12 protein-coding genes are annotated in these 16,479 nt (G+C 74.0%); 7 read left to right on the top strand and 5 right to left on the bottom strand.

What is annotated here, in order from left to right; genetic code table 11:
• Positions 1-111 precede the first annotated feature (111 nt).
• From ACSNOC_RS10040 to ACSNOC_RS10020, 5 genes are all read left to right on the top strand, one after another.
• Positions 112-750: a TetR/AcrR family transcriptional regulator gene (locus tag ACSNOC_RS10040; protein ID WP_436746963.1), complete on the top strand. Its 639-nt coding sequence runs from the start codon at positions 112-114 to the stop codon at positions 748-750.
• 210 nt (positions 751-960) lie between these two features.
• A complete protein-coding gene (locus ACSNOC_RS10035; protein ID WP_436746962.1) occupies positions 961-1,410 on the top strand; it encodes a type II toxin-antitoxin system PemK/MazF family toxin in 450 nt (149 codons plus the stop codon).
• Positions 1,411-1,414: 4 nt separating this feature from the next.
• On the top strand, positions 1,415-2,848 hold the full coding sequence (locus tag ACSNOC_RS10030; protein WP_436746961.1) for an exonuclease domain-containing protein: 1,434 nt from the start codon (positions 1,415-1,417) through the stop codon (positions 2,846-2,848).
• A gap of 154 nt (positions 2,849-3,002) precedes the next feature.
• Entirely contained in the window at positions 3,003-3,734 is a 732-nt protein-coding gene (locus ACSNOC_RS10025) for a PIG-L deacetylase family protein (RefSeq protein ID WP_436746964.1), read from the top strand.
• 373 nt (positions 3,735-4,107) lie between these two features.
• Positions 4,108-4,806: a M23 family metallopeptidase gene (locus ACSNOC_RS10020; RefSeq protein ID WP_436746960.1), complete on the top strand. Its 699-nt coding sequence runs from the start codon at positions 4,108-4,110 to the stop codon at positions 4,804-4,806.
• A gap of 13 nt (positions 4,807-4,819) precedes the next feature.
• On the opposite strand, the gene ACSNOC_RS10015 is transcribed toward ACSNOC_RS10020, so the two are convergent.
• The 3 genes from ACSNOC_RS10015 to ACSNOC_RS10005 form a co-directional block, all read right to left on the bottom strand.
• Complete coding sequence (locus tag ACSNOC_RS10015) at positions 4,820-5,431, bottom strand: hypothetical protein (protein WP_436746959.1); 612 nt, start codon at positions 5,429-5,431, stop codon at positions 4,820-4,822.
• Between the two features lie 51 nt (positions 5,432-5,482).
• The gene (locus ACSNOC_RS10010; protein WP_436746958.1) at positions 5,483-6,034 is read right to left on the bottom strand and encodes a methylated-DNA--[protein]-cysteine S-methyltransferase; all 552 of its coding nucleotides are present in this window, start codon (positions 6,032-6,034) and stop codon (positions 5,483-5,485) included.
• Positions 6,035-6,147: 113 nt separating this feature from the next.
• A complete protein-coding gene (locus ACSNOC_RS10005; RefSeq protein ID WP_436746957.1) occupies positions 6,148-7,074 on the bottom strand; it encodes a glycerophosphodiester phosphodiesterase in 927 nt (308 codons plus the stop codon).
• Between the two features lie 155 nt (positions 7,075-7,229).
• On the opposite strand from ACSNOC_RS10005, the gene uvrB reads away from it, so the two are divergent.
• Entirely contained in the window at positions 7,230-9,335 is a 2,106-nt protein-coding gene (uvrB, locus tag ACSNOC_RS10000) for an excinuclease ABC subunit UvrB (RefSeq protein ID WP_436746956.1), read from the top strand.
• Positions 9,332-9,916 carry a TerD family protein gene (locus ACSNOC_RS09995; protein WP_436746955.1) on the top strand — a complete coding sequence of 195 codons (585 nt, stop codon included), beginning with the start codon at positions 9,332-9,334 and terminating at the stop codon, positions 9,914-9,916. The genes uvrB and ACSNOC_RS09995 overlap by 4 nt, the downstream gene beginning before the upstream one ends.
• A 44-nt stretch (positions 9,917-9,960) precedes the next feature.
• Here the strand turns inward: ACSNOC_RS09995 and ACSNOC_RS09990 are convergent, their stop codons facing one another.
• Together ACSNOC_RS09990 and uvrA are read right to left on the bottom strand one after the other, a co-directional pair.
• Positions 9,961-13,383, bottom strand: a complete 3,423-nt coding sequence (locus ACSNOC_RS09990; RefSeq protein WP_436746954.1) for a phosphodiester glycosidase family protein — start codon at positions 13,381-13,383, stop codon at positions 9,961-9,963.
• A gap of 127 nt (positions 13,384-13,510) precedes the next feature.
• Positions 13,511-16,420: an excinuclease ABC subunit UvrA gene (uvrA, locus tag ACSNOC_RS09985; RefSeq protein ID WP_436746953.1), complete on the bottom strand. Its 2,910-nt coding sequence runs from the start codon at positions 16,418-16,420 to the stop codon at positions 13,511-13,513.
• Between the last annotated feature and the right edge of the window lie 59 nt (positions 16,421-16,479).

Here is a 16,479-nt window from a genome sequence, read left to right as displayed (position 1 = left end):
CCTTCGCGCCGGACCGGGGTGGGCGGGTCGGGTCACGCCGAACTGATGACGGGCGTCCTCAGGTTAGGATCCGGTGGCAGTCGCCGTCAACGCCCGGGAGTGTGCCGCCCCATGACGCAGCAGCCGCCGGCCGCGCGGTCCACGTGGGCGGGTACCACGCTGGACGCCCGCCGCGCCGCCCGCCGCCGCACCCTGCTCGACACGGCGCTGCGCCTGGCCGGGACCGAGGGCTGCGCGGCGGTGACCGTGCGGTCGACGTGCCGCACGGCGCGACTCACCGACCGGTACTTCTACGAGTCGTTCGCCTCCCGCGACGCTCTGCTGCTCGCGCTGTACGACGAGGTCGCCGGGGAGGCGCTGGCCGCGCTGCGGGCGGCGGCCCCGGACGCGCGGGCCGCCGTCGAGGGGTTCCTCGCCGTCCTCGCGGACGACCCGCGCAAGGGCCGGGTGCTGCTGCTGGAGCCCCTGACCGACCCGGTGCTGGGCCGCCGGGGCAGCGAGCTGATGCCCGTCTTCGCGGACCTGGTCGGCGCCCACCTGGGCGTCGACCCCGGCGCCCCGCACACCCGGATGACGGCCACCGCGATCATCGGCGCCCTGACCAGCCTGTTCACCCGGTGGCTGGAGGGCGCCCTGCCCGCCGACCGGGCCGAACTGACGGCCTACTGCGTGCGCCTGCTCACCACCACGGCGGAACTGGCCCGGCCGCCGGACCCGGCGCCCGGGGGCGGGGACGTGAGGGTGAGCTGACGCCGCGTCACGGGCCGGGCGGCGTCGCGGAGACACCGGCGGCTCCTGCTGACCGGCCGACCGATCGACTGACCGGCCGACCGGCCGACCCTATGCGCCCGTAACGTGCCGGTACGGCCGCCCCGTTCACCGGCACTCCGGAGAACTCGCGCGCACCGCCACGGACACTCCCCCGAAGCGCTGTCAGTGCCCGGCGATAGCGTGGTCGTCATGGAGCGCATCGAGACAGCCGAGATCCCCGGCCGGGCCGGCCCCGCCGCCACCGCAGAGGTCCGGCCGCGCGGGGTGGGACCGGTCCGCACGCGGTACGCGCCGGATCCCGACGGCGATCCGGACCCCGGCGAGATCGTCTGGACCTGGGTGCCCTACGAGGAGAACGACGGGCGGGGCAAGGACCGGCCCGTGCTCGTGGTGGCGCGCGAGGAGGCGCTCGGGACCGTGCTCGCCGTCCAGCTCTCCAGCCGGGACCGGAGCGGCGACGCGGAGTGGCTGCCGCTCGGCTCCGGCCCCTGGGACCGCTCCGGGCGCGACTCGTGGGTGGACCTGGAGCGCGTCCTGCGCGTGCACCCGGGCGGCATGCGGCGCGAGGCGTGCGCGCTGGACCGCGCCCGGTTCCAGCGCGTGGTGCACAGCCTCCAGGCCCGGCACGGCTGGCGCTGAGCCGATGCCCCAGGACATACCCGCCGGCCTGCGGGCCGACCGCTTCGTCGTGCTCGACTGCGAGACCACCGGCTTCAGCCCCGAGCGCGGCGACCGCATGGTCTCCCTCGCCCTGGTGACCGTCGAGCGCGGCGTCATCACCGAGCGCTGGAGCAGCCTGGTCGACCCCGGCCGCGACACCGGCCCGGTCCACATCCACGGCATCACCAACGCCGAGGCCGCCGCCGCCCCGCGCTTCGCCAGCCTCGTGCCGGAGATCCTCCGCAGGCTCGACGGCGCCGTGCTGGTCGCGCACAACGTCGGCTTCGACCTCCGTTTCCTCGCGATGGAGCTGGAGCTGGCCGGGAGCGACCGCCTCCCGGCGACCGCGCTGGACACGCTGCGGCTGGCCCGGCGCTTCCTGCCCGAGCTGGACAACCACCGGCTGACCACCTGCGTCGCCGCCCTCGGCATCCCGCACCGCGCCCACCGGGCCGACTCCGACGCCGAGGTCACCGCCGTGCTCCTCGGCGAGCTGCTGCGGCGCGCCGCCGAGAACGGGCACACGGACCTGAGCCGCCTCAGCGCCCCGGCCGAGGAGGTGCTGCGGCAGGAGCGCCGCAAGCGGGTGCGGTGCGACGCGGACACCGACGGCATCACCGCCGGGCACCGGGACGCGCACCTGGTCATCGCGGAGTGGTGGGGCGGCGCGGGCGGGTGGCTCGCCGCGCTGGAGACCCTGCGCGCCGAGGGCTGCCCGGAGGCGGGGCGGCTGTGGGGATGGTTCGGCGGCATGCTGTGCGGCGAGACGTCCGTCTTCGGCCCGCCCAGCCCGGCGCTGGCCCGCGAGGCGCTCCGCACCGGGCTGCGGCTCCAGCTCGCCGACCCGGGCACGGCGCACCGCGAGGACGTCGGCCAGATCGTGACGCACCTCGCCACGCTCGACCGGGGCGCCCGTACCCCCGCCCACCTGCTCGGCCTCTACCCGGACTCGGCCGCCGCCATCGCCGCCCTGCCCGCCTGCGCCGGCTGCTGGTCGTGCGACGCGCTCGGCCTGTGCGACACCGGCAGCGCGGGCGGCGCCCTCGTCTCCCACTACGGCGCGGCCACCCCGCACGCCGACGAGCTGGCCGGTCACCTGCCGCTGCTGGCCGCCGCCGGGGAGCGCGCCGCGCTGGGGCGCGGCGCCCGGTACGCCGGGCAGGTGTGGGAGCGGCAGGACCGCGTGGCGGAGGCCGTCCGGCTCTGGCACTGGGCGCTGGACCACGGCGCGCGCGACCCGGTGATCTTCAACCGCCTGTCGATGCACCACGAGCGGCGCCGTGACCACGCCACGGCCCTGGCCCTGTGCGAGCAGGCGCTGGCCACCCGCCCCGCCACCGGCACCGCCCGCGCCACCTGGGACGCGATCACCCGCCGCGCCGCCCGCTGCCGCCGCCATCTGTCGGCCGTCGGCTGACCCGGCGGCCCGGCTCGGCCGCTCCGGGGGCGCCCGCGCCTAGGGTGATCATGGTCCGTGCCGAACGGACGTGTGTTCGCCTGTGAGGAGGCCGGTGGTGACGGAGTCGGTGGTAACGAAGTCGGTGACGGAGTCGGTGGAGGCCCTGGAGGAGATGCCGCTGGACTGGCGGCGTGCGCTGGCGATCGTCGCGCATCCCGACGATCTGGAGTACGGCGCCGCCGCGGCGGTCGCGGAGTGGACGGACGGGGGGCGGGAGGTCGCGTATCTGCTCGTCACCCGGGGCGAGGCCGGGATCGACACCCTCGCGCCGGAGGAGAGCGCCCGGATCAGGGAGGCCGAGCAGATCGCCAGCGCGGCCGTCGTCGGCGTGCGCTCCGTGGAGTTCCTCGACCACCGGGACGGCGTCATCGAGGAGGGCGCCGCGCTCCGCCGCGACCTGGCCGCCGCCATCCGGGCGCACCGGCCCGAGCTGCTGATCACGCTCAACCACCGCGACACCTGGTCCTGGGGCGGCGGCCGGGCCTGGAACACCCCGGACCACCGGATCGTCGGGCGCGCCGTCCTCGACGCGGCCGGGGACGCGGGCAACCGCTGGATCTTCCCCGAACAGCTCCGCGAGAACGGCGGCGCCCTGGAGCCCTGGGACGGCGTGCGGTGGGTCGCGGTCGCGGGCTCGCCGGAGGCGACCCACGCCCAGGCCGTCGGCGAGTCCGCCATGGCCCGCGCGGACGCCTCGCTGGCCGAGCACCGCGCCTACATCGCCGCGCTCACCGATCAGGACCCGGCCGACTACGCACGGGAGCTGCACACCACCGTGGCCGACGCCGTCGCGGCCCGGTTCGGCGGGCGCCGGGGCGTCGCCTTCGAGGTTTTTCCGCGCTGAAAAACGGCCCCGGAAGTGGTGCTCGCCACAGGGGTCAGAGCGCCTACGACGCGCAATAGGAGATGAATGTGACCAAGGGCCGGGACTTTGGTCCCGGCCCGCCGGGAATTCCGGCGGGGGAGACGGCCGACTTCCGGGCCTCTGGGGGAATCCGCAGGTGGCAGCGGTGCAGGTGGGAGGTGGCGCGCGGTTGCGGTGCCGGATCGGCCCGAATACCGGGTCGCCGGCGCGCTGTGGCGGGACCTTTTTCCCTCGTTTTCGCTACGGGGCCGCTTAGTAATAGCGGTGTTTGGTGGGGGCGAATCGGGCGGTTATCAATGAACTCGTCCGGCCAGACAGGTCGGAATTCCCGAGACACAGAGGTAGTCACCTGATGCCGAACACCACCACCACGAACCGCGCCCCCAAGACCGCCCGTATCCGCGCCCGCGCCGCCGCCGTCGTGACGGCCGGTGTGTGCGCCTCGGTGGCCCTGACGGGTGCGGCGGTGGCGGCTGAGGGCGCCCACGCCGACGTGATCGCCGCCGCGCAGACCGCCAGCACCCTCGCCGAGGCCACCGAGGCCCAGGCGCAGGCGCAGGAGAAGGCCGCGGACGCCGCCGAGAAGAAGGCCGCCGCCGAGGCCGAGGCCAAGGCGGAGGCCAAGGAGAGCGCGTGGGTCGCCCCGATCTCCGACGACTACACCCTGTCCGCCACGTACGGCAACAGCGGTGACCGCTGGGCCTCGACCCACAGTGGCCAGGACTTCGCCGTCCCGTCCGGCACCCCGGTGCACTCGGTCCACAGCGGCACGGTCGTCAAGGCCGGCGGCAACGGTGCCGGCGACGGCGCGGCGTACGGCAACGCCATCGTGGTCAAGCACTCCGACGGCACCTACACGCAGTACGCGCACCTGTCCAAGGTCGAGGTCAAGGTCGGCCAGACCGTCTCCACCGACGAGCAGATCGGCCTCTCCGGCAACACCGGTAACAGCAGTGGCCCCCACCTGCACTTCGAGGTCCGGACCACGCCCGACTACGGCTCGGCCATCGACCCCATGAAGTTCCTGCGCGACCAGGACGCCGACGTGTGAGCCGACCGGCACCTCAGCCGGTGAGCGCGGCGGCCCGCTGCCTGCGGCACTCCCTCGCGAGTGCCGGATAGGCCGCCGCGATGGCGCCATAGATCCGCCCGGTGAGCAGCCGACGGCCCTCCGCCCGGCTCGCGCCGGGCGGCAGCGCTTCCAGCAGCAGCACCAGCGGGGCCACCGTGTCCCGCAAGAACTCCACCTTCCAGCGGGCCAGCTCCGCGGGGGACGCCGACCCGGCCGTGGCCGGGCTCGGCCGGTGCCCCCACGAGAGCGCGGCCCGCTCCGCGTCCCGCAGATTCCGGTGCCGGACGGCGCGCTCCGTCAGCTCGGCCGGGGAGAGCCGCGGCAGCTCCACGGGCGCGGTCCGGATCGCCTCCAGCGCCTCCGCCCGCCGCCGCGCGGTCGCCGCCCGCAGCGCCTCGGCCCGGCGCCGCCGCAGCTCACGGGCGGCGACGAAATCGGGCCGCCGCTCGGCCTCCCCGACCCGCGAGGCCAGATACAGCGCCTCGGGCGCCGTCACATCCGGCCCGCCCAGAAAGGCGCGCATCAGGAACGGCGTCCATCCCCGCGCCCGCAGCGCGGCCGGCGAGCAGTACGCGACCGCGGTCCGGTCCTCGGGCTGGGCCATCGTCCCCCTCCTGTCCCCCGGAGAGATGCCCCCGCGCACAGGCCGGGAACCTCAGAACAACGGCCGCGGCAGGACCCCCTCCAGCGCCAGCAGCGCCCGCTTGGTCTCCAGGCCGCCGCCGAAGCCGCCTATGCCCCCGTCAGCCGCGACCACCCGGTGGCACGGCACGACCACCGGCAGCGGATTCGCCCCCATCGCCGCCCCGACCGCCCGCGCCGCGCCCGGGTCCCCGACCCGCTCGGCCAGCTCCCGGTACCCCACGACGCTGCCGAACGGCACCGAGGCCGCCAGCTCCCGCAGCACCCGCGCGGTGAAGCCGGAGACCAGCGACCAGTCCAGCGGCAGCCGGAAATCGCGCAGCCCACCCCCGAAATACGCCGCCAGCTCCGCCCCCGCCCGCGCCGGCAGCGGATCGCGCTCCGGCCCCCCGGCGGGGACCGGGCGCACGCCCAGGACCGCCGCCAGCCGGTCCAGGCACCGGCGGACCGTGCGCTCGTCCGCGTGGAACGCCACGTGCACCAGCCCGGCGCCGGTGGCGGCGAGGAACAGCGGGCCGATCGGCGTCCCCCGCACCACCCACGCACACCGTGTGTCACTGCTCATGGCCAGGAGCGTACGGGGAGCCACTGACAATCGGCGGTCAATCGGCGGTCAATCGGCGGTCAATCGGCGGTCAATCGGCGGCCCCGGCCGCGGGGCCGGGCCCGGACAGGGGGCTACCGGGCCCCGAGGGCCTCCAGGATCACGTCGGGGTAGTTCGTGATGATGCCGTCCACCCCGAGCGCGGCCACCTCCTCCGCCGTCGGCCCGTCGTTCACCGTCCAGGTCTGCACCAGGACCGGCTCGCCGTGCGGCCCGTCGTACGACTGGAGCTCCGCCACGTAGTCGGCCGACAGCTCGCTCACGCGCGGGTTGATCTGGTCCGCGAACGCCGCGTACTCGGCGATGTCCGCCGGGTCGGGGGCGCCGATGAAGCCCGTCGCCACGTCCGGCGCCAGCTCGTGCACGGTCCGCACCGAGGCCGCGTCGAAGCTCTGCACCACCAGCCGGTCACCCGGCCGGTCCTCCGCCAGCCAGCCCTCGGCCGCCAGCACGTCGAGGATCTCCGCCTCGATGCCCGGATACAGCTCCGGCTCCTTCATCTCCAGCAGCAGCCGCTGCCCGTTCGCCTCCAGCCGGCCCACGAACTCCGCCAGCGTCGGCACCGGCTCGCCCGCGAACTCCGCGCCGAACCAGCTCCCCGCGTCCAGCCGCGCGATCTCCTCGTACGTGAAGTCCGCGACGTTCCACGGCGCCCGGTCCGGGAACACCTCCTCCACGTCCGTGGTCCGCTCCAGCGTCGTGTCGTGCAGCAGGACCAGCTCCCCGTCCGCAGTCCGCTGCACGTCCGTCTCGACCCACGCGGCGCCCTGTTCGGCCGCCACGTCGGCGGCGACCAGCGTGTTCTCCGGCGCGTCCCCGGAGGCGCCGCGGTGGGCGACGACCGACGGGTCGGACAGGGGGACGGCGGGCGCGGCGGCCCCGGCGGCCGGCGCGGCGGCGACGCTCTCCCCGTCGGCGGCCGGGCCCAGGGTCGGCACGGCCCAGACGACGGCCAGGCCCAGCAGCCACCGGGCCCAGTCGGCGGCGGTCGTGTGCGGCATGGGGGGGACTCCTCGCTTCCGTGCGGGTCGGACGCGGGAAGACTCCCCGCCCGGCGGAAACGAGCGGGGACGGCGGCGGTTACCGTGAGCTGAACAGCGCGAGACCACCGGCCGGTGCGACCCCGTTGTCAGTGGCGGGTCGTACGGTGGAGACCATGCGGCCCGTTTCAGAGATCGAACGCACCACGGCACCCTTCGAGGTCGTCAGCCCGTACCGGCCCAGCGGCGACCAGCCGGCGGCCATCGCCGAGCTGGAGAAGCGGATCAGGGCGGGGGAGAAGGACGTCGTGCTGCTGGGCGCGACCGGCACCGGCAAGTCCGCGACGACCGCGTGGATGATCGAGCGCCTCCAGCGCCCGACGCTGGTGATGGCGCCCAACAAGACGCTGGCCGCCCAGTTGGCGAACGAGTTCCGCGAGCTCCTGCCGAACAACGCGGTGGAGTATTTCGTCTCCTACTACGACTACTACCAGCCGGAGGCGTACGTCCCGCAGACGGACACCTACATCGAGAAGGACTCCTCGATCAACGAGGAGGTCGAGCGCCTGCGGCACAGCGCGACGAACTCGCTGCTGACGCGCCGCGACGTCGTCGTCGTCGCCTCCGTCTCCTGCATCTACGGCCTGGGCACCCCGCAGGAGTACGTGGACCGGATGGTGCCGCTGAGGGTCGGCGAGGAGATCGACCGGGACGCCCTGCTGCGCCGCTTCGTCGACATCCAGTACACGAGGAACGACATGGCGTTCACCCGCGGCACCTTCCGGGTGCGCGGCGACACCATCGAGATCTTCCCGGTGTACGAGGAGCTGGCCGTCCGCATCGAGATGTTCGGCGACGAGATCGAGGCGCTGTCCACGCTGCACCCCCTCACGGGCGAGGTGATCTCCGAGGACGACCACCTGTACGTGTTCCCCGCCTCGCACTACGTCGCCGGCCCCGAGCGGATGGAGCGCGCCGTCGCGGGCATCGAGGCCGAGCTGGCCGCCCGGCTGGCGACCCTGGAGCAGCAGGGCAAGCTCCTGGAGGCCCAGCGGCTGCGGATGCGCACGACGTACGACATCGAGATGATGCGGCAGATCGGCACCTGCTCCGGCATCGAGAACTATTCGCTCCACGTCGACGGCCGCGCGACCGGCAGCCCGCCCCACACCCTGCTGGACTACTTCCCGGACGACTTCCTCCTCGTCATCGACGAGTCGCACGTCACGGTCCCCCAGATCGGCGCCATGTTCGAGGGCGACGCCTCCCGCAAGCGCACCCTGGTCGACCACGGCTTCCGGCTGCCGTCCGCCATGGACAACCGGCCGCTGAAGTGGGAGGAGTTCCTGGAGCGGATCGGCCAGACGGTGTACCTGTCGGCGACCCCCGGCCCCTACGAGCTGTCCCGGGGCGACGGCGTGGTGGAGCAGATCATCCGCCCCACCGGCCTGATCGACCCGGAGGTCGTGGTCAAGCCCACCGAGGGGCAGATCGACGACCTCGTGCACGAGATCCGCCTGCGCGTCGAGAAGGACGAGCGGGTCCTCGTCACCACGCTCACCAAGAAGATGGCCGAGGACCTCACGGACTACTTCGTGGAGCTGGGCATCCGCGTCCGGTATCTGCACAGCGACGTGGACACGCTGCGCCGCGTGGAGCTGCTGCGGGGGCTGCGCTCCGGCGAGTTCGACGTGCTCGTCGGGATCAACCTGCTGCGGGAGGGCCTGGACCTGCCGGAGGTGTCGCTGGTGGCCATCCTCGACGCCGACAAGGAGGGCTTCCTCCGCTCGGGCAGGTCCCTGATCCAGACGATCGGCCGCGCCGCGCGGAACGTGTCGGGACAGGTCCACATGTACGCCGACCGGGTGACGCCGGCGATGGAGAAGGCCATCGACGAGACGAACCGCCGCCGGGCCAAGCAGATCGCGTACAACGAGGCGCACGGCATCGACCCGCAGCCGCTGCGCAAGAAGATCAACGACATCGTCGCCACCATCGCCCGCGAGGAGGTCGACACCCGGGAGCTGCTCGGCAGCGGGTACCGGCAGCCGGGCGAGGTGCAGAAGGGCAAGGCGCCGGTGCCGACCGCGGGCACCCGGCGCGCGCCGAAGGAGCTGACCGACCGCCCGGCCGCCGAGCTGGCCGAGACGATCGAGCAGTTGACCGAGCGGATGCGGGCAGCGGCGGCGGAGCTGCAGTTCGAGATCGCGGCACGGCTGCGCGACGAGGTGTCCGATCTGAAGAAGGAGCTGCGGCAGATGCGAGAGGTCGGCCTGCGATGAGTGTGAACCTGAGCAAGGGACAGGCGATCAGCCTGGAGAAGACCGGCGGTGGCGGCCTGGCCACGGTCCGGATGGGCCTGGGCTGGCAGGCGGCCCAGAAGCGGGGCGGGCTGCTGAGGAAGCTGATGGGCGGCGGGGACATCGACCTGGACGCCTCGGCCGTGCTGTTCGCGGGGGAGAAGGCGGAGGACGTCGTCTACTTCGGGAAGCTCAGCGACGACGCCGGGTCCGTCATCCACACCGGGGACAACCTGACGGGAGGCGCCGGGCAGGAGGACGACGAGTCGATCGTGGTCATGCTGTCGCGGCTGCCGCAGCGGATCGACCAGATCGTCTTCACGGTGAACTCGTTCTCCGGGCAGAGCTTCACCGAGGTGGAGCGGGCGTTCTGCCGGCTGCTCGACGAGGAGACGGGGGAGGAGCTGGCCCGGTACACCCTGGCGGGCGGCGGCGACTACACGGCGATGATCATGGCGAAGGTGCGGCGCCAGGGCGCCGGATGGCAGATGACCGCCATCGGCACCCCGGCGACCGGCCGGACGTTCCAGGATCTGCTGCCCGCGATCACGCCGCACCTGTAGCGGGTCCGGAGGCCCGGGGGACCGGTGCCCCGGGGGTCGGCGGCTCAGCGGGTGACCGTCACCCCGGCCCGCTGCCGCTGTCCGCTGACCGTGACCTGCACGGTGACCGTGCCGGGCCGCAGCGCGGTCAGCTCGCCGGTCGCCGGGTCGAGGGCGGCGACGTGCCGCCGGCCCGCGCCGTCCGGGTCCCCCACATGGAGCCCGGCCGACCCGGACCAGTCCGCGCTGACCGGGAACGCCACGGGCACCGCGCGGGTGCCGCCGCCCGCCGTGTCCTGCGTGACCGTGGCGCCGACCGCCGCCGTGGCGCCCACGGCCAGCGTCGCGGGCGCGGTCAGCGTCAGCCCGTCCACGTGCGGCCGGGTCTGCACCGACAGCCGGTCCGCGCCGTCGGCCGGGCGCCCGTCCGCGCGCGGCTCGTCCACGCCGACGAGGATCCAGCCGGTGAACCCGCCCTCGTCCGGCGGGGCGGCCGGGACCTTCGCGGCGTTCCCGCCGATGACGTACGGCACGCCCTCCAGGTGGTAGGCGTCGAAGACCCCGACGTGGGCCCCGAAGAACGCCGCGCCCTTGCCGGTCTCCCGCCGGAAGCCGGACAGCCACGTCTCCAACAGGGCCGCCTCCCGCCGGTCGGTCATCTGGCTGACCGGCTGGGCCATGGTGTCCCTCGGCGGCACATGGCTCAGCACCACCACCGAGCCGATGGCCGGGTCCCGGGCGGCGTCGTCGAGCAGCGCCCGCAGCTCCTGGATCTGCTCGTACCCGCCGCCGCGCAGCGTGCGGGACGAGGTGTCCAGGGTGATGAACCGGGTGCCCCGGTGGTCGAACGTGCGGTGCGGCGGGCCGATCTCCTCCTCGAACGCGCCGGTCGACCCGCCCGTCACCTCGTGGTCGCCCGGCACGTAGTACCAGGGCAGGTCGTCGCCCAGCTCCTCCTCGATCATCCGCCGCGCGAACGCCAGGTTCCCCGGCGAGCCCTCGTCCACCCAGTCCCCGTTGATCACCACGAAGTCGGGGTCGGCGGCCCTGACCTCCCGCAGCGTCCGGCGGGCGGACGCGACGAGGGCGCTGCCGGGGTCCGCGGCGACGAACCGCGCGTCCGAGACCACGGCGAACCGCCAGTCCCGGTCGGCCACCTCGGCGCCGGGCGCGATCAGCGGGTCGGCCGGCACCGGCTCCTGCGGCAGCGCCACCTCGGGCGGGGTGTGCGCCCGCAGGTCGTCGATGGCGATCCGGCCCGCGTAGAGCTGGTCCGGGCGGGTCTCCGCGAGGTAGAAGCGGCGCACCGACACCGGGAAGGTCACCCCCTCCGGCACCTCGAACGTCACCTGGCGCCACCCCTCCCAGGTGATGTGCGGCGCCCGCAGTGTCTGGCTGGTGCCGTGCGCGTCGACCAGGTGCAGGGACGGCCAGGCGCCGTGGCCGTCGCCGTCGATCCACAGCGTGAAGCTCCGGGTCTGCCCGGCGACCGGGATGTCGGCGGGCGGGGTGGCATATGCGGCGCGTGTCGCGGTGCTCAGCCCGAAGTCGTAGGTCATGGCCAGCGCGCCGCCGTCGTGCCCCGCGGGCTCGGGCGCGAGCGAACCGGCGGCCCGCGCCTGGCTGAACGTCCACGCCCCGGCGTCCTCGAAGTCCGCCACGACGGTCTCCTCCAGCCCGATCGTGACGGCCAGCACGGTGGAGATCCCGCCGACGGTCACGGTGATCCGCCCGGACCCGGTCGGCCGGTCCGAGGCGGCGGTGACGCGGAAGCCGCCGCGCGCCGGGTCCGGGGCGACGGTGAACAGGGAGGTGTCGTACTCCAGGGTGGCGTCGGCCGGTTCGACGGGCGCCGAGTGCCCGGCCGCGTCGTGGCCGAGCAGGCCGAAGGACGCCTCGGCGGCCGGGTCCGCGAGCCCGACCCGGCGGGTGGTGGGCGCCAGGCGGTCCAGCGGCCCCAGCACGGTCAGCTCCGTCGAGCCGTCCGCCCCGCCCCGGGCGGCGGTGACCTCGGCGGTGCCGGGGCCGGCCGCGCGGAACACGCCGTCGCCGCTCACCCGGCCCACGTCGGGCCGGTCGCTGCGCCAGCGGACGGGCCCGGTGGCCTCGGCCGGTCCGTAGGTCTCGTCGTAGGGGGTGGCCGTCAGCCGCCGGGTGAGGCCGGGGAACACGCGGTCGGGGTGGCCGCCCGGCACGGCGTCGGCCGTGGGCGCGGTGGCCGGGTCGGCGGTGGTGGTGACGCGGAAGCCGGCGGGGACGCCGCTGCCCTCGGGGGCGGTGATGGCCAGCCCGTTGGGCACCTCGCGCTCCTGCCCGTCCGAGGGGCTGTTCACCAGGCGCGGGGCGCTGTCGCCCGGCGTGCGGGCCAGCAGGGTGGTGGAGCCGCCGCCGTCCAGGTTGAGCGCGCTCCAGGCACCGAGGTCGGCCATCATCACCGCCAGCTCGGTGAGGGTGGCGCCGTCGGAGTGCGCCTGGCGGCCGTCCACGGTCAGGACGAACATCTCCTCGCCGTCGCGGGAGAAGCCGACGGCGGTGCGCGGCGCGGTCGCGTTGTTGGGGCGGCCCTCCCAGTCCTGCGGCTCGCCGTCCGCCACCAGCACGCCCCGCCCGCCGACCGCCGTGCCGGGCAGCGGGCCGCCGTCGCCGGTCCTCGGCGCGTACTCCACCGCCACCCGGTCGCCCGCCTCCAGCCCGGCCAGGGCCGTGGCGCCGGCCTCGCGGCCCAGCAGCACGGTGCTGCCGTCCGGGACCGGGCCGCTGCCCGGCTTGTCGGACACGGCCGTGACCTCGCCGTCCTCGACCACGACCTCGGTGACGTCGGTGGCCCCGGCCACCGGCCAGGACCGGTCGGCCCCGCCCCACTGGGCGGTGTAGAGGCCGATGCCGTCGGCGGGCACGCCCGCCGCGTTGTAGCCGTCGAGGCCGGTCTCGCCCGAGGGCAGGGTGAGGGTGCCGTCGAAGTACAGCTCCAGGATGCGGCCGGCGCTGTCGGGGCCGACGCCGACCGCCTCCACGGCGCCGCCGGTGCCGGAGTGCACCAGCTCGCCGCCCGCGATGCCGCTGCCCAGCGGGGCCTTGGAGCCATTGATGTCGAAGAAGTCGCCGTTGATCGCGGCCACCGTGGTGCGGCCGGCCCCCGGGTCGTGGGCCGCGACCAGCTCGCTGACGGTCGCCGCGCCGGCGACCTCGTCCGCGGCGAGGTAGTCCACGCGCAGATCGCTCGTCAGGTCGATGCTGAGCGCCTGGGCGCTCAGCCACTTGTCGGACTCCAGACGCTCGAACGTCGTCAGCCCGGCGCCCGGCGCGAGCGGCTGCTCGGTGCGCGACAGCTCCATGCCGTCGCGCTCGGCGATCCCGGCGGGCGCGGCGAGGAGACCGCTCCCGGCCGCCCCCGGCGGCGCGAGCCCCGCCGCCGTCAGCGCCCCGGCGACAGCCACCAGGGCGAGGACGCGGGCGCGAACTCCGCGGCGGACGGCGGCTCCCGGCATGGGCGGCTCCCTCGGGCGCTGGTCCGGCCGCGCATCGAGCGCGGCCGGCGGCTCAGCGTCCCAAGGGGGAGCCGGTCCACACCAGAGGGCCCTCCCGAACTTCAGGCGAACAACTCGCCGCCTCGGCCTACCCCTTCGCGGCGGCGGCCTTCTTCCGCGCCGGCCTGCGCGCGGCCAGGGGCGGCGCGTCGGTGACGGCGTCGCCCAGCATGTCCCGCAGGAACTTCCCGGTGTGGCTGGCGGGCACCGAGGCGACCTGCTCCGGGGTGCCCTCCGCGACGACCAGGCCACCGCCCGAGCCGCCCTCGGGTCCCATGTCCACGACCCAGTCCGCCGTCTTGATGACGTCCAGGTTGTGCTCGATGACGATCACCGTGTTGCCCTTGTCGACCAGGTCGGACAGCACCGAGATCAGCTTGCGGATGTCCTCGAAGTGCAGACCCGTCGTCGGCTCGTCCAGCACATACACCGTGCTGCCCGTGGACCGCTTCTGCAGCTCGGAGGCCAGCTTCACGCGCTGCGCCTCGCCGCCGGAGAGCGTCGGCGCGGGCTGCCCCAGCCGGACGTACCCCAGGCCGACGTCCTTCAGCGTCCGCAGGTGCCGGGCGATCGCGGGCACCGCCTCGAAGAAGTCCAGCGCCTCCTCGATCGGCAGGTCCAGCACCTCCGCGATGGACTTCCCCTTGTAGTGCACCTCCAGCGTCTCCCGGTTGTACCGGGCGCCGTGGCACACCTCGCACGGCACATAGACGTCGGGCAGGAAGTTCATCTCGATCTTGATGGTGCCGTCACCCGAGCAGTTCTCACATCGGCCGCCCTTCACGTTGAACGAGAAGCGGCCCGGCATGTACCCGCGGACCTTGGCCTCCGTGGTCTCCGCGAACAGCTTGCGGATGTGGTCGAAGACGCCCGTGTACGTCGCCGGGTTCGACCGGGGGGTGCGGCCGATGGGGGACTGGTCGACGTGCACCACCTTGTCCACCTGGTCGTCGCCCGTGACCCGGGTGTGCCGGCCGGGGACGGACTTCGCGCCGTTCAGCTCGCGGGCCAGGTGGGTGTAGAGGATGTCGTTGACCAGGGTGGACTTGCCCGAGCCCGAGACGCCCGTGACGGCGGTCAGCACGCCGATCGGGAAGCTGACGTCGATGTTCCGCAGATTGTGCTCGCGGGCGCCGTGCACGGTGAGCTGCCGCCCGGGATCCGTCTCCCGCCGCTTCGGCGGCGTCGGGATGGCCCGCGCGCCGGACAGATACTGCCCGGTCAGCGACTCCGTGTTCGTCAGCAGCTCCGACAGCGGGCCGCTGTGCACCACCTTGCCGCCGTGCTCGCCCGCGCCCGGCCCGATGTCCACCACCCAGTCCGACGTCCTGATGGTGTCCTCGTCGTGCTCGACCACGATCAGCGTGTTCCCCAGGTCGCGGAGGCGGACCAGGGTCTCGATCAGCCGGTGGTTGTCCCGCTGGTGCAGCCCGATCGACGGCTCGTCCAGCACGTACAGCACGCCGACCAGGCCGGAGCCGATCTGCGTGGCGAGCCGGATGCGCTGCGCCTCGCCGCCCGACAGGGTGCCCGCCGCGCGGTCCAGCGACAGGTAGTCCAGCCCGACGTCCACGAGGAACCGCAGCCGCTCGTTGACCTCCTTGAGCACCCGCTCCGCGATGGTCTTCTCGCGGGCGGTCAGCGTCATGCCGCCCAGGAAGTCGGCGCACTCGCTGATCGACATCCCGGCGACCTCGGCGATCGACCTCCCCTGCACCGTCACCGCCAGGACCAGCGGCTTCAGCCGCGTGCCCCGGCAGGCCGGGCAGGGCGCCTCCCGCATGTAGCCCTCGAAGCGCTCCCGGCTGGAGTCCGTCTCGGCCTCGGCGTGCCGCCGCCGGATGAACGGCACCACGCCCTCGAAGGCCGTGGTGTACGCCCGCTCCTGACCGTGCCGGTTCTCGTAGCGGACCTCGATCTTGGTCTTGTGCCCGTACAGCAGGGCCTTGTGGGCGCGCTGCGGCAGCCCCGCCCAGGGGATGTCCGTCCGGAAGTTCAGCGCGTTGCCCAGGGCGCCGATCAGCAGGTTGAAATACCCCTTGGTGTGCCCGTGCGACCAGGGGTGGATGGCGCCCTCGTCCAGCGTCTTCTCCGGGTCCGGGATGATCAGCTCCGGATCGACCTCCATCCGGGTGCCGATGCCGGTGCACTCCGGGCAGGCGCCGAACGGCGAGTTGAACGAGAAGGACCGGGGCTCCAGCTCCTCGAAGGACAGGTCGTCGTAGGGGCAGTACAGATGCTCGGAGAACATCCGCTCGCGCTGCGGGTCGTCCTCGGGCAGGTCCACGAAGTCCAGCACGACCATGCCGCCGGAGAGCCCGAGCGCGGTCTCCACCGAGTCCGTCAGCCGCCGCTTGGCGCTCTCCTTCACCGTCAGGCGGTCCACGACCACCTCGATGGTGTGCTTCTCCTGCTTCTTCAGCTTCGGCGGGTCGGTGAGCTGCACGGTGACGCCGTCCACCCGGGCCCGGCTGTACCCCTTGGTCTGGAGGTCCGCGAAGAGGTCCGCGAACTCGCCCTTCCGCTCCCGCACCAGCGGCGAGAGCACCTGGAAGCGGCTGCCCTCCTGGAGCCCGAGCACCTTGTCCACGATGGCCTGCGGCGACTGCCGGGCGATGGGCCGGCCGCACTCCGGGCAGTGCGGCTTGCCGATGCGGGCGAACAGCAGCCGCAGATAGTCGTAGACCTCGGTGATCGTGCCGACCGTCGAGCGCGGGTTCCGCGAGGTGGACTTCTGGTCGATGGAGACCGCGGGGGAGAGGCCCTCGATGAAGTCCACGTCGGGCTTGTCCATCTGGCCGAGGAACTGCCGCGCGTACGCGGACAGGGACTCCACGTAGCGGCGCTGGCCCTCCGCGAAGATCGTGTCGAAGGCGAGCGAGGACTTGCCCGACCCCGACAGCCCGGTGAAGACGATGAGCGCGTCGCGGGGCAGGTCGAGCGAGACGTTCTGCAGATTGTGCTCGCGAGCGCCACGAACGATGAGTCGGTCGGCCACGCCGGATGGCACCTTTCCTGATGACTGCGATGGGGAACCCGCCCGATGCGAGCAACCCC

This window comes from Streptomyces sp. URMC 129 (assembly GCF_051386415.1).
Taxonomy (GTDB): Bacteria; Actinomycetota; Actinomycetes; order Streptomycetales; family Streptomycetaceae; genus Streptomyces.
Note: the sequence above shows the minus strand (reverse complement) of the source record. Positions and strands in the feature narration are given on the sequence as shown.

Coding starts and splice junctions, on each gene's coding strand:
- ACSNOC_RS10030 (WP_436746961.1), top strand. CDS start 1,415: ATGCCCCAGGACATACCCGCCGGCCTGCGGGCCGACCGCTTCGTCGTG.
- ACSNOC_RS10020 (WP_436746960.1), top strand. CDS start 4,108: ATGCCGAACACCACCACCACGAACCGCGCCCCCAAGACCGCCCGTATC.
- ACSNOC_RS10010 (WP_436746958.1), bottom strand. CDS start 6,034: ATGAGCAGTGACACACGGTGTGCGTGGGTGGTGCGGGGGACGCCGATC.
- ACSNOC_RS09995 (WP_436746955.1), top strand. CDS start 9,332: ATGAGTGTGAACCTGAGCAAGGGACAGGCGATCAGCCTGGAGAAGACC.
- ACSNOC_RS10015 (WP_436746959.1), bottom strand. CDS start 5,431: ATGGCCCAGCCCGAGGACCGGACCGCGGTCGCGTACTGCTCGCCGGCC.
- ACSNOC_RS10025 (WP_436746964.1), top strand. CDS start 3,003: ATGCCGCTGGACTGGCGGCGTGCGCTGGCGATCGTCGCGCATCCCGAC.
- ACSNOC_RS10040 (WP_436746963.1), top strand. CDS start 112: ATGACGCAGCAGCCGCCGGCCGCGCGGTCCACGTGGGCGGGTACCACG.
- ACSNOC_RS10005 (WP_436746957.1), bottom strand. CDS start 7,074: ATGCCGCACACGACCGCCGCCGACTGGGCCCGGTGGCTGCTGGGCCTG.
- uvrB (WP_436746956.1), top strand. CDS start 7,230: ATGCGGCCCGTTTCAGAGATCGAACGCACCACGGCACCCTTCGAGGTC.
- ACSNOC_RS09990 (WP_436746954.1), bottom strand. CDS start 13,383: ATGCCGGGAGCCGCCGTCCGCCGCGGAGTTCGCGCCCGCGTCCTCGCC.
- ACSNOC_RS10035 (WP_436746962.1), top strand. CDS start 961: ATGGAGCGCATCGAGACAGCCGAGATCCCCGGCCGGGCCGGCCCCGCC.